This is a genomic window from Pseudomonas iridis (genome assembly GCF_017980685.1).
GTDB classification, from domain to species: domain Bacteria; phylum Pseudomonadota; class Gammaproteobacteria; order Pseudomonadales; family Pseudomonadaceae; genus Aquipseudomonas; species Aquipseudomonas iridis.
Genome location: NZ_JACXXO010000001.1, coordinates 555,809 through 574,788, shown reverse-complemented (window position 1 = coordinate 574,788; position 18,980 = coordinate 555,809). Strand labels below are relative to the sequence as shown.

The following is an 18,980-nucleotide window of genomic DNA, read 5'->3' as shown; positions in this document are numbered from 1 at the left end:
AATTGCCCCCTTTACAGGTGCTGGAAAAAAATGGTGTCGGATTATGCCATGACCAAAGCGTTTCGGGCGCCCGGCTTCATTACCCTGCACCAAATCCCTGCAGGAGCTGTCGAGTGAAGCGAGGCTGCGATCTTTTGATTCTGTTCTTAAACATCAAAAGATCGCAGCGTGCGCAGCTCCTGCACGGGGATCAGTGTCGGCGTGCGACATAGGTGCAACGGTCAGGCGCAGCCTAAACGGCTAATATGGCAGTTCAACGCTGTCGATCGTCCGAGATTTTGATTTATGCAAACCGCTTACACCGTCCTGATCCTGCTGATGCTGGTCAGCGTTTCGCGTCTGGTCGGACGGGTTATCCCACTGCCGCTGCCACTTGTGCAAATTGCCGCCGGCGCCTTGCTGGCCTGGCCGACCCTTGGTTTGCACGTAGCGCTGGATCCCGAGTTGTTTCTGTTCCTGTTCCTGCCGCCGCTGCTGTTTTCCGATGGCTGGCGCATGCCCAAACGCGAACTCTGGCACCTGCGTGGCCCGATCCTGACACTGGCCGTGGGGCTGGTGCTGTTCACTGTGGTCGGCGCCGGGTACTTCATTCATTGGTTATTGCCGACGATTCCGCTGCCGGTGGCGTTCGCGTTGGCAGCAGTGCTGTCGCCGACTGATGCCGTGGCCGTCTCCGCGATCTCGCAAAACCGCTTGCCGACCCCCTTGATGCACATGCTGCAAGGCGAAGCGCTGATGAACGATGCGTCGGGCCTGGTGACGTTCAAGTTTGCTTTGGCCGCTGCGGTAACGGGCGTGTTCTCGCTGGCCACCGCCAGTTTGACATTCGTATTGGTGGCGGTCGGCGGCCTGGCCGTCGGTGTGGCGCTGAGTTGGCTGGTCGGGCGTTTGCGTTCGTGGATGATCGCTCGCGGGTGGGATGATCCGGCGACCCACGTGGTCTTCATGTTACTGCTGCCGTTTGCGGCTTATGTGTTGGCTGAACGCCTTGGCGCCTCGGGCATTCTGTCGGCGGTGGCGGCGGGGATGATGCAGAGCTGGCTCGATCTGCTGCCGCGCCAGACCAGCACGCGATTGCTCAATCGCAGCGTTTGGTCGCTGCTGGAGTTCGCTTTCAATGGCTTGATTTTCCTCCTGCTCGGTCTGCAGCTGCCGGACATCATCAAAGCGGTGGTCAGCCATGAACCGACGTTGTGGCCGGCGTTGTTTTACCGCTGCCTCGATGTGATCGCGATTTTCCTCGCGCTGGTGCTGTTGCGGTTTATCTGGGTACAGAGCATCTGGCGCTTATCGGTGTTGTTGCGGCGGTTGCGTGGTAAAGGTGCGCTGACGCAAGTGCCGACTGCGCGATCCTGCTGGCTGCTGACCGTCGGCGGCGTGCGCGGTGCGGTGACACTGGCGGGTGTGATGTCGGTGCCAATGTTGATGGGGGCGGACGCCTTTCCCGAGCGTGATCTGCTGATCTTTATTGCTGCGGGGGTGATCCTGTTGTCGCTGGTATCGGCGTGCATCGCCTTGCCGTTGTTGCTGCGTGGCATCGAAAAAAGCCCTGATGACAAGCGTCGTCAAGAGGTCCGCGATGCCTGGCGCAAGACGGCCGAGGCCGCGATTCATGCGCTCGAAACCGAAGAGGCTAATCAGCACGACGCCGCGCAAGCTGCGCTGGCGGCGGAACTGAAGGCGCGGATCATGTCCGAATACCGCCATCAACTGGAGGTGTTCAACGATTCGGCGGAAGCCCAGGCGCTGGCGTTCCAGATGGATCTGCTGGAGCGCCGATTGCGCCTCAAAGCGTTGCGGGCGCAACGACTGGAGTTGTATAGCCTCAGCCGCCATCACCAGATTGGCGATGACGTACTGCGAGAAGTGTTGGGTGAACTGGACCTGAGTGAGGCCAATCTGGGGGTAGTGAAGTGATGGAATCCCCCGGTTCGAGTTGGCTTACCTCGGATAAAGTAATTTCATCAGTTGTTTGTCTTTTTTGCTGATCTTGCGATTGATGGGGACTTCCCAGTCACCCACTGTCAGATCGTTCGCCACCGGGTGATGCATGATCGACCTTTTGTCGTAGGCCGTGTAAATCGCTTCCAGCGTGTCGAAAGGGGTAAACAGGTTGTGGTCGACTTGCGCGGGCGCAAGCGGGCCCATTTCGCGATTCTGATAGAACTCGTAGACCTTTGGTTTATCCCAGGGGATTTTCGCCTGCGGATGCTGGTGTTCATGCATCGCGCCAAGGGCGTGACCAAACTCATGAGTCACGATGACTTCGAAGTCTGGATGATCCGGTTTCACGCCCAGGTCCATGGTTCTGTCATCAGGATGAATCAACAACGCGTCGGTGCCGAGCATTGAGCTGTTGAAGTTATTGGTAGTGGCGATGCGTATGTCACCCACGAGGTCGTCAACGAACTCGAATTTCAGGTTGATATACGGCAACCATTGACTGGCTGCCTTGATGATTCTGTCTTTATGATCCGCTTCGAGTTCGTCCATGAAGGCAATCTTCAAGGCACGGCCGTTTGCCCATAGCTTTGAATAATTAAATGTCGAGCGTTTACGGCGGTTGCCGGTAGTTGAACTTTTCGTTGTGCCGGCATTAGCCGGGTTTTCATTGATGGCTGCCGCGTAAGCCTCTTTATCGTCGGGCCATTGTATAAGTTTGCAATCTGTCAGTTCGTGCATGGTGGATTTCGTCCTTGAAATTAAGAATCGGCAGTTATTCGGAAGCGGCGAATAGTGCAAGTCGAGACTAGTACTTGGCCGACAGACAAGTGCAGTGCACAGTTATATAGACTGTTACGTCATATTTGAATGTTGCGAGCAGGGGCGAGTCCGGCACCACGGTTACGCGTCACTTGAAAATCGCTGGATTGGCGCTGACATGCTCAGGCAGGCAACTGCGCATAGTTGAGAGCAGGGTAGATTTTCCTGGCGAAGGCCTTGTCCTTGTCGCTAAGCGTCAAATTGAGGCCAACCGCTTCATTTCCATAGATCAGGTTGCTAGTCGGGTAATGCATGATGGAGTGTTTGTCGTAGTCGCCGAAGATGGCTGCTTGCGGAAATTCCAGATCGAAAAGGTTGTCGTCTACGTCCTCCCTTGTCCAGCCATGATGCTTGGCCAGGTACTCATAGGCTGCTTCCTTGTTCCACGGGATGCGCGCCTGCGGGTGCAAATGGGCGTGGTGGAAGCCCAGTGCGTGGCCAAATTCATGCTGGACCACGTGGTCGAAAATCGGTGAGTCCGGCGCGGTGCCCAAAACCATTGTGGGTTCGTTGAAATCCACTTTCATCGCGTCGGTCCCTATAAACGAATAGCTGTCTTTTCCTTGCAGGGCGATCCGAATCATTCCAGGCACGTTTTCGACCAATTCAAAGGCAAGGCTGACGAAAGGTTCCCACTTGCGGATGCCTAGTTCGATTCGGTATTTCAGTTCGTCGGGCAGGTCGTGCATGAAAGAGATGGTGATGGTGCTGGCATTCTCCCAGAACTTGGTTGTGTAACCCAAGGAGCGTTTACGACGCGCTGCTGGCGTGCCGTTATTGTTTTCCGATAAGCGCTCGGAGTTGTCTTTCGGTTTTGCCATTCTCACGAAATTATAATTGTGCATGGTCAATATCCTTATTGATTGCAAAGGTGTTGCCTTGATTAAGCAGGCGTCAAGGTCTTTGTGTTTGAGGGTAATAGGGTTTTGGTTTTCGGCAGGCTCGGTTTAGTAGAAGTTCGCGCGATTAAGGTCGCTCTACAATGGCCAGCGTTTCAAGGGGGAAGTTAGACCGAGCAGGAAGAAGAGTAAATGTGCTCGTTGTAAACGCTTATATCACAACGGTTGATGCCCGCACCGGATTGCCCGGTGCGGGCCATGATTACTGTTGGCGAGTAATGAACGCGCGGATCCGCTGTGCCGCCTCAACGCATTCGGCAAGTGGTGCAACCAGCGCCATCCGTACCCGGCCTGCGCCCGGATTGACGCCGTCCACTTCGCGGGACAAGTACGAACCTGGCACCACGGTCACGTGTTCTTCGGCAAACAGGTCACGGCAGAATGTCGCGTCGTCACCTTTCACGTTTGGCCACAAATAAAAACTGCCATCGGGACGCTGCACGTCCATTACCGGGCTGAGGATTTCCAGTACTGCGTCGAATTTCTCGCGATACAGGGTGCGGTTGGCGCGCACATGTTCTTCGTCATTCCAGGCGGCAACGCTGGCCAGTTGGGTTTGAACCGGCATCGCACAGCCGTGATAGGTGCGATATAGCAGGAAACCCTTGAGGATCTCGGCATCGCCGGCAACGAAGCCGGAACGCAAACCGGGCAGGTTCGAGCGCTTGGACAGGCTATGGAACACCACGCAGCGCTTGAAATCCTTGCGACCCAGTTCGACGCACGCGCTGAGCAGGCCCGGCGGCGGAGTCTGCTCGTCGAAGTAAAGCTCGCTGTAGCACTCGTCGGCGGCGATCACGAAGTCGTGTTCATCTGCCAAGGCGATGAGTTTTTTCAGGGTGTCGACCGGAATCAGCGCGCCTGTCGGGTTACCCGGCGAGCACAGGAAAAGAATCTGGCAGCGCTTCCAGATGTCCGCTGAAACAGCGTCGAAATCAGGGTTGAAGCCGTTATCGTCCAGGCACGGCAGGTAATGTGGCTTGGCGCCGGCCAGGAACGCCGCGCCTTCGTAGATCTGATAAAACGGGTTCGGGCTGACCACCAGCGCGTCATCACCACGATTGACCACAGTCTGGGTGAAGGCGAACAGCGCTTCACGGGTGCCGTTGACGGGTAACACGTTGCGGGCCGGGTCGATCCAGCCGCTCGGAACGCCGAAGCGGCGTTCGCACCAGCCGGCGATGGCTTCGCGCAGGGCCGGGATGCCGAGCGTGGTTGGATACACCGCCATCTGATCCAGACTGTTTGCCAGTGTCTCGGCGACAAAGCCTGGCGAGCGGTGTTTCGGCTCACCGATGGACAGCGCGATCGGGCGCTTGTCCGGGTTCGGGGTCACGGTGCCGAGCAGGGCGCGGAGCTTCTCGAACGGATAGGGCTGGAGCTGGTTCAGAGCGTTGTTCATCGTTGCGGGGTCTCGTGCAAAGCAGTTAAATCAGGTCGCGCATTCAAATACTGATGCGCGAAAGATTGATATCGGGTTCATGGCTGACGCTCAACTGCTCGACAATCGCATCCTGCAAGCGGCTGCACAGCAGCGGATCGGACAAGGGCTGATTTTTCGCATCAGTAATAAAGAACACGTCCTCCACTCGTTCGCCCAACGTTGCAATCTTGGCGTTTTGCAGCGACAGGTCAAACTCCAGAAAGATGCCGCCGATCCGCGCCAGCAGACCTGGTCGGTCAGGCGCGGTCAATTCCAGTACGGTGACCGGGCGTTGCGCGTCGTTGTGGATAGTGACCTGCGGCGCGAACGCGAAATGCTTGAGCTGGCGCGGCACCCGACGCTGAATGATCGTCGGGTAGTCGTCCGGATTGCGCAGAGCGTCGGTCAAACCGTCGCGGATCTGCTTGATTCGCACAGGGTTGTCGCCGATGGATTCGCCATCGTTGTCGAGCACGATGTAGGTGTCGAGGGTGAACTGACTGCTCGAGGTGATAACCCGGGCGTCGTGAATGTTCAGGTTGAGCTGATCCATCGCCGCCACGGTCACCGCGAAGAAGTCGTGCTGATCCGGCGCATAAATGAAGATCTGTGTGCCGCCCTCGAACTCGCGTTGGGTGGTTTCCTTGATCAGTACCAGCGGCCCGCCATCGACGGGTTGCTGGAGGATCGCATCGCTGTGCCAGGCCACGTCGCCGGCGGTGTGGCGCAGGAAATAGTCGTCACCCAGTTGCGCCCACAATTGTTCGACGTCGTCCGGATCGGTGCCGCCGCGCACGAGGATGTCGAGTGCCGCGCTCTGGGTCTGGCGGATCTGCTCTTCGCGATCCACCGGGTTCTCCAGACCGCGACGCAGCGCCCGCTTGGTTTCGGTGTAGAGCTGGCGCAACAGGCTGGCGCGCCACGAATTCCACAGCGTCGGATTGGTCGCGTTGATGTCGGCCACGGTCAGCACGTACAGATAGTCGAGACGGGTTTCATCGCCGACTGCCTGCGCGAAATCGTGAATCACCTGCGGGTCGGACAAGTCCTTGCGCTGGGCGGTTGTCGACATCACCAGGTGGTTCTGCACCAGCCAGACGATCAGGCGGCTATCCCACACCGGCAACTGATGGCGCTGGCAGAACGCCTCGGCATCGATCGCGCCGATCTCCGAGTGATCGCCATGCCGGCCCTTGCCGATGTCGTGATACAGGCCGGCGAGATAAATCAGCTCGGGTTTCGGCAGCTTGGCCATGAGCTTGCTGGCCAGTGGGAATTTTTCCGACACTTGGGTGTACTGCAGCTTACGCAGGTGTTTGATCAGGTTCAGCGTGTGTGCATCGACCGTATAGATGTGGAACAGGTCGTGCTGCATCTGCCCGACGATAAAACCGAACTCCGGCAGGTAGCGCCCGAGAATGCCGTAACGGTTCATCCGTCGCAGATTGCGATGAATGCCGATCTTGCATTTGAACAACTCGATAAACAGGCTGGTGTTGCGGATGTCGTTGCGGAAATCGTCGTCGATCAGGTGACGATGTTCGCGCAGCAGACGAACGGTGTCGGCGCGCACGCCTTTGATTTCCGGCTGCTGGGCCATCAGCACGAATATCTCGAGCATGGCGAATGGGGTGCGGCGGAACACATTGTCGTTGCGCGCTTCGATGTAGCCGTCATGTAGCTGGAAGCGCGAATTGATCGGCTGTGGCGGCGCTTCGTCTTCCGGCGCGAGGATGACTTCCTCGAAGTGCTGGATGATCAGGTCGCTAAGCTGGGCGATGCTCATCACCACCCGGTAATACTGCTGCATGAAGTTTTCGATGCTGTGCTTGGCGTCATCGCCTTCGAACCCCAGCAACGTTGCAATCGAACGCTGATGATCGAACAGCAGGCGGTCTTCGGAGCGCCCGGCGAGCATGTGCAGGGCGTAGCGCACCTTCCAGAGGAATTCCTGGGAGGACGCGAGCAACGCATTCTCGCTCTCCACCAGGAAACCTTCGCCGGCGAGTGCACGCAAATTCAGCGTGCCGTACTGACGACGGGCAACCCACAAAATCGTCTGAATATCCCGTAGTCCGCCGGGCGAGCCTTTGACGTTGGGTTCCAGGTTGTATTCGGTATCGTTGTACTTGTGGTGGCGAGCCTTCTGCTCGGCGCGTTTGGCCAGGAAAAACTCTTTGGCGGGCCACATGTGCGCAGTGCTGGTGACGTCGAGCATGCGTTGACGCAAACGCTCGGGGCCGCAGATGGTGCGGCTTTCCATGAGGTTGGTGACCACGGTCAGGTCGGCGCGTGCCTCTTGCGCGCATTCGTCCACCGAGCGAACGCTCTGACCGACTTCCAGGCCGATGTCCCACAGCAATGTGAGAAACCGCTCGATCGAATCGCGGAAAACTTCGTGGTCGGCGCTGTCCAGCAGGATCAGCAAATCAATGTCCGAGTAGGGGTGCAATTCGCCCCGGCCGTAGCCGCCGACTGCGACTAGCGCGATGTCCGCGTCTTCGCTCCAGTTGAACTGCTCCCAGGCCTTTTGCAGGATATTGTCGACGAACCAGGCACGGTCTTCGATCAGCCGCCGAATATCACGACCACTGCGAAAACGTGCGTCAAGCACTTCGCGGGCCTGGCGAATCGCCTTCTTGAAGGCGGCGATGGGGCTCGCTTTCAGGGCCAGCTCAGCCTGGAACTGGCCACGGTCGAAGAGTTCGGGATCCACCTGCGGCATCGATTGGCTTTCCTTCTATAAGGCTGGGAGCGTTTGTGGATCAGGCCGAGATGCGTGGAATGGTGTCATCGGCACGCAGGGTGAAGATCTCGTAGCCGGTGTCGGTGACCAGCAGGGTGTGTTCCCACTGGGCCGAGAGTTTGCGGTCCTTGGTGATCGCGGTCCAGCCGTCGCCCAATACTTTGGTGTCGGCCTTGCCCTGATTGATCATCGGCTCGATGGTGAAGGTCATGCCGGCCTTCAGTTCCATACCAGTACCGGCGCGGCCGTAGTGCAGGATCTGCGGCTCTTCGTGGAACACCTTGCCGATGCCGTGGCCACAGAACTCGCGAACCACCGAGAAGCCGTTCTTTTCTGCGTGTTTCTGGATAACTTCACCGATGTCGCCGAGCCGGCAGCCGGGTTTGACGATCTCGATGGCCTTGTACATGCATTCCTGAGTGATCTGCGAAAGGCGCTCGGCCCACACCGGCACTTCACCGACATGGAACATGCGGCTGGTATCGCCGTGGTAACCGTCCTTGATCACGGTGACGTCGATGTTCAGGGTGTCGCCGTTTTTCAGCGGCTTGTCATTCGGGATGCCGTGGCAGACGACGTGGTTGATCGAGGTGCAGATCGACTTCGGGTAGCCCTTGTAGTTGAGCGGAGCAGGGATGGCCTGCTGCACGTCGACGATGTAGTCGTGGCAGATCTGGTTCAGTTGATCGGTGGTAACGCCCGGTTTGACGTGTTCGGCAATCATTTCCAGCACATCGGCGGCCAGTTTGCCGGCGACACGCATGCCAGCGATGTCCTCGGGAGTTTTGAGGTTAACGGTCATACAGGCTCTCTTTGCGCTCGGCGGCGCTTGCTGTTACGGATAGGGCGGCAGGTGTGCGTTTTTTGCGACCCTGAAAAACGCGATTCTAGCAGACGAGAGGAGCAAATCCGCGCCTGCATGCATCGCTTCTGTCTATACAATGGTGCCCGCGGCGCCGATTCCAAGAGGGCTGAGCCCATGTCCTTGGTGTCATTGCAGATTTCGAGTTCCGTTTCTGCCTTCCTTGTGATATAAAATGCGCCGCTTTCCGGGGATACCCCGAAAGGCTTAAATCCACACACGTGTCGACACGATGACCTGGGTGCTTTTGGCTTAATGCCACTGGTTGGTCATTGGGATACGTGGAGGCCAAACCCGACTTATTAAGGAACTATCATGTCCCAAGTCAATATGCGCGATATGCTGAAGGCCGGTGTGCACTTCGGTCACCAAACCCGTTACTGGAACCCGAAAATGGGTAAATACATTTTCGGCGCGCGTAACAAGATTCACATCATCAACCTTGAAAAAACCCTGCCAATGTTCAACGAAGCTCTGACTTTCGTAGAGCGTCTGGCCCAGGGCAAAAACAAGATTCTGTTCGTCGGCACCAAGCGTTCGGCTGGCAAGATCGTTGCTGAAGAAGCAGCACGTTGCGGTTCGCCGTACGTCGATCACCGCTGGTTGGGCGGCATGCTGACCAACTTCAAAACCATTCGTGCTTCCATCAAGCGTCTGCGTGATCTTGAAGTTCAAGCCGAAGACGGTACTTTCGCCAAGCTGACCAAGAAAGAAGCGCTGATGCGCACTCGTGATCTTGAGAAGCTGGATCGCTCCCTGGGCGGCATCAAGGACATGGGCGGTCTGCCAGACGCACTGTTCGTGATCGACGTTGACCACGAGCGCATCGCGATCACCGAAGCCAACAAGCTGGGCATCCCGGTAATCGGCGTTGTCGATACCAACAGCAGCCCGGAAGGCGTTGACTACATCATCCCAGGCAACGATGACGCAATCCGCGCTATCCAGCTGTACATGGGTTCGATGGCTGACGCTGTTATCCGTGGTCGCAGCAATGTTGGCGGCGGCACTGTAGAGTTCGCAGCTGAAGAAGCTCCGGCAGCTGCAGCTGAGTAATTGACGCCCTGGCGTTGACTCAGTAAGCAAAAAGGGGGCTTGGCCCCCTTTTTGCCACCTCGAAAACCATTTGTTAACAGCGCAGCTACAGCATCTGTAACGTGCAGCGGCTAACAAGGGTGTTTCGGGAAGAATTGAACGCCCGTTCGATCGGGTGGAATGGTTGAAAACCTATCCAAGAGGAATTTGAAAATGGCAGAGATTACTGCAGCGTTGGTTAAAGAACTGCGTGAGCGTACTGGCGAAGGCATGATGGATTGCAAAAAGGCCTTGACCAAGGCCGGCGGCGACATCGAAAAAGCCATCGACGACATGCGTGCTTCGGGCGCCATCAAGGCCGCCAAGAAAGCCGGCAACGTCGCTGCTGAAGGCGCGATCGCTCTGGTTGAAGACGGCAAGTCTGCCGTTCTGCTGGAAGTGAACTCGCAGACCGACTTCCTGGCTCTGCAAGACGACTTCAAGGCATTCGTTGCTGCCAGCGTCAAAAAAGCATTCGACGAGAAGCTCACTACCGTTGAGCCTCTGATCGAATCGCAGGAAGCTGATCGCCTGGTACTGGTAGGCAAGGTTGGCGAAAACGTCAACATCCGTCGTCTGGTTCGCGTTGAAGGTGATGTTGTTGGTGGTTACCTGCACGGCAACAAGATCGGTGTTGCAGTTGTTCTGAAAGGCGGCGACGTTGAGCTGGCCAAGGACATCGCCATGCACGTAGCGGCGACCAACCCTGAATTCCTGCTGCCATCGGAAGTTTCCGCTGAAGCGGTTGAGCGTGAGAAGGGCGTTTTCCTGAGCCTGAACGCTGACAAGATCGCTGGCAAGCCAGAAAACATCGTTGAAAACATGATCAAAGGCCGTATCAGCAAGTTCCTGGCTGAAGCGAGCCTGGTTGAGCAGGCGTTCGTCAAGAACCCTGAAATCAAGGTCGGCGATCTGGCCAAGAAAGCCGGCGCTGAAATCGTTTCCTTCACCTACTTCAAAGTAGGCGAAGGCATCGAGAAGCCGGTCGACAACTTCGCTGAAGAAGTTGCTGCCCAGCTGGCTGCCGCCAAGCAGTAAGACGGTTTTCAACTGTCGCCCGAAAGAGGCTGCCCGCTCACGCGCGCAGCCTCTTTTCAGATGGGGTAACCAATTATTTATTGGTTTCCACTTGGAACTGACTTACAAAGCCATGTTCCGATGGCGCTGAAGCAGCGCCAAGCTAGAGTGAACGCCAGCTGAAAACAGCTCGCAAAGAATTTTAAATACGCCGCAGGAGAGATTCGCAATGGCTCAGCAGGGCAGTGGTTATCAGGCTCGCTATAAACGCATTCTACTCAAGCTTAGCGGCGAGGCCCTGATGGGCTCGGAAGAGTTCGGGATCGATCCAAAAGTGCTGGATCGGATGGCGCTGGAAGTCGGCCAACTGGTCGGCATCGGCGTACAGGTCGGTCTGGTGATCGGCGGTGGCAACCTGTTCCGCGGCGAAGCCTTGAGCAAAGCCGGTATGGATCGGGTGACAGGCGACCACATGGGCATGCTGGCCACTGTGATGAACGCCCTGGCCATGCGCGACGCGCTGGAACGTGCGAATATCTCGGCAATCGTCATGTCGGCCATTTCGATGGTGGGCGTGACCGATCACTATGATCGCCGCAAAGCCATGCGTCACCTGAACTCCAAAGACGTAGTGATTTTCGCAGCCGGTACCGGCAATCCGTTCTTTACCACGGATTCGGCAGCCTGCCTGCGTGCAATCGAAATCGATGCCGATGTCGTCCTCAAGGCGACCAAGGTCGATGGCGTCTACACCGCAGATCCGTTCAAAGACCCGCATGCCGAGAAGTTCGATCATCTGACTTATGATGAAGTACTGGATCGCAAGCTGGGTGTAATGGACCTGACAGCTATTTGCCTGTGCCGCGACCACAAGATGCCGTTGCGTGTATTCAACATGAACAAGCCCGGCGCCCTGCTGAACATCGTGCATGGCGGCGCTGAAGGCACCCTGATCGAGGAAGGTCAACAATGATCAACGAAATCAAGAAAGACGCTCAAGAGCGTATGCAGAAATCCCTGGACTCTCTGGCCCACGCATTTGGTCAGATTCGTACCGGCAAGGCTCACCCAAGCATTCTGGGCAGCGTAATGGTGCCGTACTACGGCGCTGATACCTCCATTACCCAGGTGGCCAACATCACCGTAAAAGACTCGCGCACCCTGCAAGTCGTGGCTTTCGAGCGCAACATGCTGGCGGCTGTCGACAAGGCGATCCAGAGCGCAGGTCTGAACCTCAACCCGACCAACTTGGGCGAGTTGTTGCTGATCTCCATGCCTGCCCTGACCGAAGAAACCCGCAAGGGCTTCACCAAGCAGGCACGCAGTGCCGCTGAAGACGCTCGTGTTGCCGTGCGCAACATCCGTCGCGATGCGCTGGGCGATTTGAAGAAGCTGGTTAAAGACAAAGAAATCAGCGAAGACGAAGAGCGTCGCGCTGCTGCCGATATTCAGAAACTCACCGACAAGGCTGAGGCTGATATCGACGCGGCTACCAAGCAGAAAGAAGCGGATTTGATGGCCGTATAAGGGTCGAGTTTTTAATGGACAAGACCAAGCAGACTGCGCCGTCCGCGGTGCCGCGCCATGTCGCGATCATCATGGATGGCAACAATCGCTGGGCGAAAAAACGCTTTATGCCGGGTGTCGCCGGGCATAAGGCGGGCGTGGATGCGGTTCGTGCGGTAATCGAGGTGTGTGCCGAGGCCAAGGTCGAGGTGCTCACCCTGTTCGCTTTCTCCAGTGAAAACTGGCAGCGCCCGGCCGATGAGGTCAGCGCTTTGATGGACCTGTTCTTCAAGGCGCTGCGTCGTGAGGCCAAGCGCCTTAACGACAACAACATCAGCCTGCGCATCATCGGCGATCGCTCGCGCTTTCATCCGGAGCTTCAGGTCGCGATGCGCGAAGCCGAGGCCATGACCGCGGGTGCCAACCGTTTTATCCTGCAGATTGCCGCCAATTACGGCGGTCAGTGGGATATCGCACAAGCTGCACAGCGTCTTGCACGTGAAGTTCAGGCCGGGCATCTGCGTCCGGAGGACATCACTCCGGATCTGCTGCAAACCTGTCTGGCAACCGGCGATCTGCCGCTGCCGGACTTGTGCATCCGCACCGGTGGCGAGCACCGCATCAGCAACTTCCTGTTGTGGCAACTGGCTTACGCCGAATTGTACTTCTCCGACCTGTTCTGGCCGGACTTCAAACACGATGCCATGCGCAATGCGCTGGCCGATTTCGCTTCGCGCCAACGTCGCTTCGGTAAAACGAGCGAACAGGTCGAAGCTGGAGCCCGGGTTTAATGCTTAAACAACGAATCATCACCGCGCTGATCCTGCTGCCGATCGCCTTGTGCGGGTTTTTCCTGCTTGAAGGTTCCGGTTTTGCGCTGTTCATCGGTCTGGTCGTGAGCCTGGGCGCCTGGGAATGGGCGCGACTCGCGGGCTTCACTGCACAATCGTTCCGCGTCGGTTTTGCCGCTGTCGTCGCGTTGATGCTGTTCGTCATGTATGTGCTGCCTGGTCTCGCACCTTGGGTGCTCGGTGCTTCGGTGCTATGGTGGGCGGTCGCGACGTATCTGGTGCTGACCTATCCACGTTCCAGTGAGCATTGGTCCAGTGCGGCCACCAAACTGGTGATCGGCTTGCTGATTTTGCTGCCGGCCTGGCAAGGTCTGGTACAGATCAAGCAGTACCCGCTGGGTAACTGGCTGATCATGGCAGTCATGGTGTTGGTCTGGGGCGCAGATATCGGTGCCTATTTTTCTGGCCGTAAATTTGGCAAGCGCAAGTTGGCTCCTCAAGTCAGCCCCGGTAAGAGTTGGGAAGGCGTTTACGGTGGTCTGGCGCTGAGCCTGGTGATCACCGCGATTGTCGGCCTGGTGCGTGACTGGACGGTGGCCGAGTTGCTCAAGGGGCTGATTGGCGCTGCGCTGATCGTCTTCATTTCGGTCGTGGGAGACCTGACCGAAAGCATGTTCAAGCGTCAGTCCGGCATCAAGGACAGCAGTAACCTGCTGCCCGGTCATGGCGGTGTGCTTGATCGCATCGACAGTCTGACCGCTGCCATTCCAGTGTTTGCCGTGTTGCTGTGGATGGCTGCGCCGTGAGCCGCCCGCAACTGATTACCGTACTGGGCGCTACCGGCTCGATTGGTCTGAGCACCCTTGATGTGATTGCGCGTCATCCTGAGCGTTATCAGGTGTTCGCGTTGAGCGGTTTCACGCGCCTCAGCGAATTGTTGGCCTTGTGCATCCGTCACGTGCCGCAATTTGCCGTGGTGCCGGAAGTCGCTGCAGCTCGCGGTTTGCAGGACGATTTGCGTGCAGCCGGCCTGGCGACCCGTGTGCTGGTGGGTGAGGCTGGCTTGTGTCAGGTCGCTTCTGCGCCGGAAGTCGATGCGGTCATGGCGGCGATCGTCGGTGCCGCTGGCCTGCGTCCGACGCTGGCGGCTGTCGAAGCAGGCAAGAAGATTCTCCTGGCTAACAAAGAGGCGCTGGTCATGTCCGGCGCCCTGTTCATGCAGGCTGTGCGCAAGAGTGGTTCGGTGCTGCTGCCAATCGACAGCGAACACAATGCGATTTTCCAGTGCATGCCACAGGATTTCGCCAGCGGATTAAGCAAGGTCGGAGTCCGTCGGATTTTACTGACAGCTTCTGGTGGGCCGTTCCGGCAGACACCCATGAGTGAATTGGCGCATGTTTCACCTGAGCAGGCGTGTGCGCATCCGAACTGGTCAATGGGCCGCAAGATTTCCGTGGATTCGGCCAGCATGATGAACAAAGGTCTCGAACTGATCGAGGCCTGCTGGTTGTTTGATGCAAAACCAGCGCAGGTCGAGGTGGTGATTCATCCGCAAAGCGTGATTCATTCGCTGGTCGATTATGTCGACGGTTCGGTCCTGGCTCAGTTGGGCAATCCTGACATGCGCACTCCGATCGCCAGCGCGCTGGCCTGGCCGGAGCGTATCGACTCCGGCGTCGCGCCGCTGGATCTGTTTGCGATCGCGCGTCTGGACTTCGAAGCGCCGGATGAAGAGCGCTTCCCGTGCCTGCGTCTGGCGCGGCAAGCGGCCGAGGTGGGCCACAGCGCACCGGCGATGCTCAATGCGGCCAACGAAGTGGCGGTGGCAGCGTTTCTCGACGGACGGGTTCGTTACTTGGAAATCGCGAGTATCATCGAGGAAGTCTTGAACCTCGAGCCGGTCGTAGCGCTGGATGATCTCGACGCTGTGTTCACGGCGGACGCGAAGGCGCGAGTTCTGGCCGAGCAATGGCTGGCTCGTCACGACCGATAGGTTTTGCAACACAATGGTTTCAAGCAGCACTGAACAGGATTGCGGAGAAAGTAGATGAGCGCGCTCTATATGATTGCCGGCACCCTGATCGCCTTGGGTGTGCTGGTCACCTTTCACGAATTCGGCCACTTCTGGGTCGCGCGTCGCTGTGGCGTCAAGGTTCTGCGCTTTTCCGTAGGCTTTGGCATGCCGCTGCTGCGCTGGCACGACAAGCAAGGTACTGAGTTCGTCATCGCTGCGATTCCGCTGGGTGGCTACGTCAAGATGCTCGATGAGCGCGAAGGCGACGTCCCGGTTGATCAGCTCGATCAGTCGTTCAACCGCAAGTCCGTTCGCCAGCGTATTGCTATTGTCGCGGCTGGCCCCATCGCCAACTTTCTTCTGGCCCTGGTGTTCTTCTGGGTATTGGCGATGCTCGGTAGTGAGCAGGTCCGCCCGGTAATCGGTGCGGTCGAATCCGGCAGCATCGCCGCGAAGGCTGGTCTGGGTGCAGGTCAGGAGATCGTCGCGATTGATGGCGAGCCTACTTCCGGCTGGGCCGCCGTCAATTTGCAGCTGGTTCGCCGGCTCGGCGAAAGCGGCTCGCTGCAGGTGCTGGTGCGCGAGCAGGGCTCTACGGCGGATTCGCCGCGTGAGCTGACGCTGGATAAATGGCTCAAGGGGGCTGATGAGCCTGATCCGATCCGCTCTCTGGGGATTCGTCCATGGCGTCCGGCCCTGCCACCTGTGCTCGCCGAGCTGGACCCAAAAGGCCCGGCCCAGGCCGCTGGCCTGAAAGCCGGTGATCGCCTGGTGTCTCTTGACGGTCAGGCGCTCAATGACTGGCAGCAAGTGGTCGATACCGTTCGTACGCGTCCTGATACCAAAATCTTGCTGCGGGTCGAACGTGATGGTGCTCAAATCGACGTTCCTGTCACTTTGGCAGCGCGCGGTGAAAGCAAGGCGCCAAGCGGTTATCTGGGCGCAGGTGTCAAAGCGATCGACTGGCCGCCGGAGATGATCCGCGAAGTCAGTTATGGCCCGTTGGCCGCGATTGGCGAGGGCGCCCGTCGTACTTGGACCATGAGCATCCTGACGCTGGATTCGCTCAAGAAAATGCTGTTCGGCGAGCTCTCGGTAAAAAACTTGAGTGGACCGATAACCATTGCTAAAGTGGCGGGCGCTTCTGCCCAGTCGGGTGTCGCTGATTTCCTGAATTTCCTTGCTTATCTGAGTATTAGCCTGGGTGTTCTGAATTTGCTGCCCATTCCTGTACTGGATGGGGGGCATTTGTTGTTTTATCTGATCGAGTGGGCGCGTGGTCGTCCCTTGTCGGATCGGGTGCAAGGTTGGGGGATACAGATCGGTATCAGTTTGGTGGTCGGGGTGATGTTGCTTGCTCTGGTCAACGATCTGGGTCGACTGTAACGCTTCGCTGAATTGCGAATCTGCCGCATTTTGCGGCAGTTTGTTTATTGCCAGTTGGAATAAGAAAGGACTTCATGAAACGTCTGCTGCTAACTGCGGTTCTCACCGTATTGATGATCGCCGAAGTTCACGCCGAGTCCTTCACCATCTCTGATATTCGCGTCAATGGCCTCCAGCGGGTCTCCGCGGGTAGTGTCTTTGGTGCCTTGCCGTTGAACGTCGGCGAGCAGGCGGATGATCGTCGCCTGGTGGAATCCACTCGTGCGTTGTTCAAAACCGGTTTCTTTCAAGACATCCAGCTGGGCCGCGAAGGCAACGTTCTGGTGATCACGGTCGTCGAACGTCCGTCGGTTGCCAGTATCGAGATCGAGGGCAACAAGGCGATCTCCACTGAAGACTTGATGAAAGGCCTCAAGCAGTCCGGTCTGGCCGAAGGCGAAATCTTCCAGCGTGCCACCCTCGAAGGCGTGCGTAACGAACTGCAGCGCCAGTACGTCGCGCAAGGTCGCTATTCGGCTACGGTCGATACCGAAGTGGTATCGCAGCCGCGTAACCGCGTCGGCCTGAAAGTGAAGATCAACGAAGGCACTGTTGCGGCCATTCAGCACATCAACGTGGTGGGTAACACGGTTTTCCCTGAGGATGACCTGACCGACCTGTTCGAGCTGAAGACCACCAACTGGCTGTCGTTCTTCAAGAACGATGACAAATATGCCCGTGAAAAACTGTCCGGTGACCTGGAACGTCTGCGTTCCTACTATCTGGACCGCGGCTATATCAACATGGATATCGCTTCGACCCAGGTGTCCATCACCCCGGACAAGAAGCACGTCTACATCACTGTCAACGTGACCGAAGGCGAGAAGTACACCGTTCGCGACGTCAAACTCAGCGGTGACCTCAAAGTTCCTGAAGACCAGATCAAGTCCTTGTTGCTGGTGCAGAAAGGCCAGGTGTTCTCGCGCAAGCTGATGACCACAACCTCTGAACTGATCACCCGTCGTCTGGGTAACGAGGGTTACACTTTCGCCAACGTCAACGGGGTGCCTCAGCCGCACGATGATGACAACACCGTGGACATCCTGTTTGCCGTCGATCCGGGCAAGCGTGCCTACGTCAACCGCATCAACTTCCGTGGTAACACCAAGTCGGAAGATGAAGTGTTGCGTCGTGAAATGCGTCAGATGGAAGGTGGCTGGGCTTCGACCTACCTGATTGACCAGTCCAAGACCCGTCTTGAGCGTCTGGGCTTCTTTAAAGAAGTCAACGTCGAAACCCCGGCCGTTCCGGGTGTCGATGACCAGGTTGATGTGAACTACAGCGTTGAAGAGCAGGCTTCGGGTTCGATTACCGCCAGTGTCGGTTTCGCCCAGAGTGCCGGTCTGATCCTCGGCGGCTCGATCACCCAGAACAACTTCCTCGGTAGCGGTAACCGCGTCAGCATCGGTCTGACACGAAGCGAATACCAGAGCCGCTACAACTTCGGCTATGTTGACCCGTACTGGACTGCCGATGGCGTAAGTCTGGGTTACAACGCGTTCTACCGCACCACTGACTACGATGAACTCGATGCCGATATCTCGAGCTACTCCGTAGACAGCCTGGGCGCCGGTGTCAACGTTGGCTACCCGATCAGCGAGACTTCGCGACTGACCTTCGGTCTGTCTGCTCAGCAAGACACGATCAATACAGGTAAATACACCGTTGACGAGATTTTTGACTTCGTCAAAAAGGAAGGTGACAGCTATCTGAACTTCAAGGCTTCGGCCGGCTGGTCCGAATCGACCCTGAACAAAGGCGTTTTGCCGACCCGTGGCCGTTCCCAGAGCCTGACCCTGGAGAGCACCATTCCGGGCAGCGACCTGTCGTTCTTCAAACTTGATTACCGTGGCCAGTTGTTCCAGCCGCTGAGCGAAAACTACACCATGCGTCTGCACACCGAACTCGGTTATGGCGATGGTTACGGTTCGACTGACGGCTTGCCGTTCTATGAAAACTACTATGCTGGTGGTTTCAACTCGGTTCGTGGTTTCAAGGACAGTACGCTTGGCCCGCGAAGCACGCCGAGTCGTGGCGCAGATAAGACCGGTAACACCGGTACGCTGGCCGACCCGGATCAGGATCCGCTGCCATTTGGCGGTAACGTGTTGATCCAGGGTGGTGTTGAACTGCTGTTCCCGCTGCCGTTTGTCAAAGATCAGCGCTCCCTGCGTACTTCGGTATTCTGGGATGTGGGTAACGTATTCGACTCCAAGTGCGAGAAGACTACCAACGCTACCGTCGGTTCGACTTCCGCTACTCAGTGCAACGACATCAGCCTGAGCAACATGGCAAGCTCCGTCGGTGTGGGCGTGACCTGGGTCACCGCGCTGGGTCCTCTGAGCTTCGCGTTGGCCATGCCGATCAAGAAACCGGATGACGCTGAAACTCAAGTGTTCCAATTCTCCCTCGGCCAGACGTTCTAAGCGTCTGACCCAAGATAACGACAATGGATTTTGT

General features: G+C 57.4%; 15 protein-coding genes. 10 read left to right on the top strand and 5 right to left on the bottom strand.

The window, feature by feature from the left end:
- The first annotated feature begins 285 nt into the window (after window positions 1–285).
- Entirely contained in the window at window positions 286–1,917 is a 1,632-nt protein-coding gene (locus IEQ42_RS02735; RefSeq protein WP_210702471.1) for a Na+/H+ antiporter, read from the top strand.
- A 24-nt stretch (window positions 1,918–1,941) separates the two neighbouring features.
- On the opposite strand, the gene IEQ42_RS02730 is transcribed toward IEQ42_RS02735, so the two are convergent.
- From IEQ42_RS02730 to map, 5 genes are all read right to left on the bottom strand, one after another.
- Window positions 1,942–2,682, bottom strand: coding sequence for a zinc metalloprotease (locus IEQ42_RS02730; protein WP_210702470.1), 741 nt, complete (start codon window positions 2,680–2,682; stop codon window positions 1,942–1,944).
- Between the two features lie 203 nt (window positions 2,683–2,885).
- On the bottom strand, window positions 2,886–3,608 hold the full coding sequence (locus tag IEQ42_RS02725) for a M12 family metallopeptidase (RefSeq protein WP_228731924.1): 723 nt from the start codon (window positions 3,606–3,608) through the stop codon (window positions 2,886–2,888).
- A 256-nt stretch (window positions 3,609–3,864) separates the two neighbouring features.
- Window positions 3,865–5,064 carry a succinyldiaminopimelate transaminase gene (gene dapC / locus IEQ42_RS02720; RefSeq protein ID WP_210702469.1) on the bottom strand — a complete coding sequence of 400 codons (1,200 nt, stop codon included), beginning with the start codon at window positions 5,062–5,064 and terminating at the stop codon, window positions 3,865–3,867.
- A 43-nt stretch (window positions 5,065–5,107) separates the two neighbouring features.
- Window positions 5,108–7,810 (bottom strand): [protein-PII] uridylyltransferase, encoded by a 2,703-nt coding sequence (locus IEQ42_RS02715; protein WP_210702468.1) that lies wholly within the window; start codon window positions 7,808–7,810, stop codon window positions 5,108–5,110.
- Window positions 7,811–7,850: 40 nt separating this feature from the next.
- Window positions 7,851–8,633, bottom strand: coding sequence for a type I methionyl aminopeptidase (gene map, locus IEQ42_RS02710; protein WP_042557873.1), 783 nt, complete (start codon window positions 8,631–8,633; stop codon window positions 7,851–7,853).
- Between the two features lie 375 nt (window positions 8,634–9,008).
- On the opposite strand from map, the gene rpsB reads away from it, so the two are divergent.
- The 9 genes from rpsB (at window position 9,009) to bamA (ending at window position 18,946) form a co-directional block, all read left to right on the top strand.
- Complete coding sequence (gene rpsB / locus IEQ42_RS02705) at window positions 9,009–9,749, top strand: 30S ribosomal protein S2 (RefSeq protein WP_042557874.1); 741 nt, start codon at window positions 9,009–9,011, stop codon at window positions 9,747–9,749.
- A gap of 192 nt (window positions 9,750–9,941) precedes the next feature.
- Window positions 9,942–10,805, top strand: coding sequence for a translation elongation factor Ts (gene tsf / locus IEQ42_RS02700; protein WP_042557875.1), 864 nt, complete (start codon window positions 9,942–9,944; stop codon window positions 10,803–10,805).
- A 208-nt stretch (window positions 10,806–11,013) separates the two neighbouring features.
- On the top strand, window positions 11,014–11,757 hold the full coding sequence (gene pyrH / locus IEQ42_RS02695) for a UMP kinase (protein WP_003222124.1): 744 nt from the start codon (window positions 11,014–11,016) through the stop codon (window positions 11,755–11,757).
- A complete protein-coding gene (gene frr, locus IEQ42_RS02690; protein ID WP_042557876.1) occupies window positions 11,754–12,311 on the top strand; it encodes a ribosome recycling factor in 558 nt (185 codons plus the stop codon). The genes pyrH and frr overlap by 4 nt, the downstream gene beginning before the upstream one ends.
- A gap of 14 nt (window positions 12,312–12,325) precedes the next feature.
- Window positions 12,326–13,081 carry a polyprenyl diphosphate synthase gene (uppS, locus tag IEQ42_RS02685; protein WP_042557877.1) on the top strand — a complete coding sequence of 252 codons (756 nt, stop codon included), beginning with the start codon at window positions 12,326–12,328 and terminating at the stop codon, window positions 13,079–13,081.
- The gene (locus tag IEQ42_RS02680) at window positions 13,081–13,887 is read left to right on the top strand and encodes a phosphatidate cytidylyltransferase (protein WP_150594528.1); all 807 of its coding nucleotides are present in this window, start codon (window positions 13,081–13,083) and stop codon (window positions 13,885–13,887) included. Before uppS ends, IEQ42_RS02680 begins: the two co-directional genes overlap by 1 nt.
- A complete protein-coding gene (gene ispC / locus IEQ42_RS02675; RefSeq protein ID WP_210702467.1) occupies window positions 13,884–15,074 on the top strand; it encodes a 1-deoxy-D-xylulose-5-phosphate reductoisomerase in 1,191 nt (396 codons plus the stop codon). The genes IEQ42_RS02680 and ispC overlap by 4 nt, the downstream gene beginning before the upstream one ends.
- Window positions 15,075–15,128: 54 nt before the next feature.
- Complete coding sequence (rseP, locus tag IEQ42_RS02670; RefSeq protein WP_210702466.1) at window positions 15,129–16,481, top strand: sigma E protease regulator RseP; 1,353 nt, start codon at window positions 15,129–15,131, stop codon at window positions 16,479–16,481.
- 74 nt (window positions 16,482–16,555) lie between these two features.
- The gene (gene bamA, locus IEQ42_RS02665; protein WP_210702465.1) at window positions 16,556–18,946 is read left to right on the top strand and encodes an outer membrane protein assembly factor BamA; all 2,391 of its coding nucleotides are present in this window, start codon (window positions 16,556–16,558) and stop codon (window positions 18,944–18,946) included.
- Window positions 18,947–18,980 lie beyond the last annotated feature (34 nt).

What these genes read in the sequence shown, in the direction of transcription:
- rpsB (WP_042557874.1), top strand. Translation starts at nt 9,009, where the DNA reads ATGTCCCAAGTCAATATGCGCGATATGCTGAAGGCCGGTGTGCACTTC.
- IEQ42_RS02725 (WP_228731924.1), bottom strand. Translation starts at nt 3,608, where the DNA reads ATGCACAATTATAATTTCGTGAGAATGGCAAAACCGAAAGACAACTCC.
- tsf (WP_042557875.1), top strand. Translation starts at nt 9,942, where the DNA reads ATGGCAGAGATTACTGCAGCGTTGGTTAAAGAACTGCGTGAGCGTACT.
- uppS (WP_042557877.1), top strand. Translation starts at nt 12,326, where the DNA reads ATGGACAAGACCAAGCAGACTGCGCCGTCCGCGGTGCCGCGCCATGTC.
- IEQ42_RS02715 (WP_210702468.1), bottom strand. Translation starts at nt 7,810, where the DNA reads ATGCCGCAGGTGGATCCCGAACTCTTCGACCGTGGCCAGTTCCAGGCT.
- dapC (WP_210702469.1), bottom strand. Translation starts at nt 5,064, where the DNA reads ATGAACAACGCTCTGAACCAGCTCCAGCCCTATCCGTTCGAGAAGCTC.
- frr (WP_042557876.1), top strand. Translation starts at nt 11,754, where the DNA reads ATGATCAACGAAATCAAGAAAGACGCTCAAGAGCGTATGCAGAAATCC.
- IEQ42_RS02730 (WP_210702470.1), bottom strand. Translation starts at nt 2,682, where the DNA reads ATGCACGAACTGACAGATTGCAAACTTATACAATGGCCCGACGATAAA.
- rseP (WP_210702466.1), top strand. Translation starts at nt 15,129, where the DNA reads ATGAGCGCGCTCTATATGATTGCCGGCACCCTGATCGCCTTGGGTGTG.
- bamA (WP_210702465.1), top strand. Translation starts at nt 16,556, where the DNA reads ATGAAACGTCTGCTGCTAACTGCGGTTCTCACCGTATTGATGATCGCC.
- IEQ42_RS02735 (WP_210702471.1), top strand. Translation starts at nt 286, where the DNA reads ATGCAAACCGCTTACACCGTCCTGATCCTGCTGATGCTGGTCAGCGTT.
- map (WP_042557873.1), bottom strand. Translation starts at nt 8,633, where the DNA reads ATGACCGTTAACCTCAAAACTCCCGAGGACATCGCTGGCATGCGTGTC.
- IEQ42_RS02680 (WP_150594528.1), top strand. Translation starts at nt 13,081, where the DNA reads ATGCTTAAACAACGAATCATCACCGCGCTGATCCTGCTGCCGATCGCC.
- pyrH (WP_003222124.1), top strand. Translation starts at nt 11,014, where the DNA reads ATGGCTCAGCAGGGCAGTGGTTATCAGGCTCGCTATAAACGCATTCTA.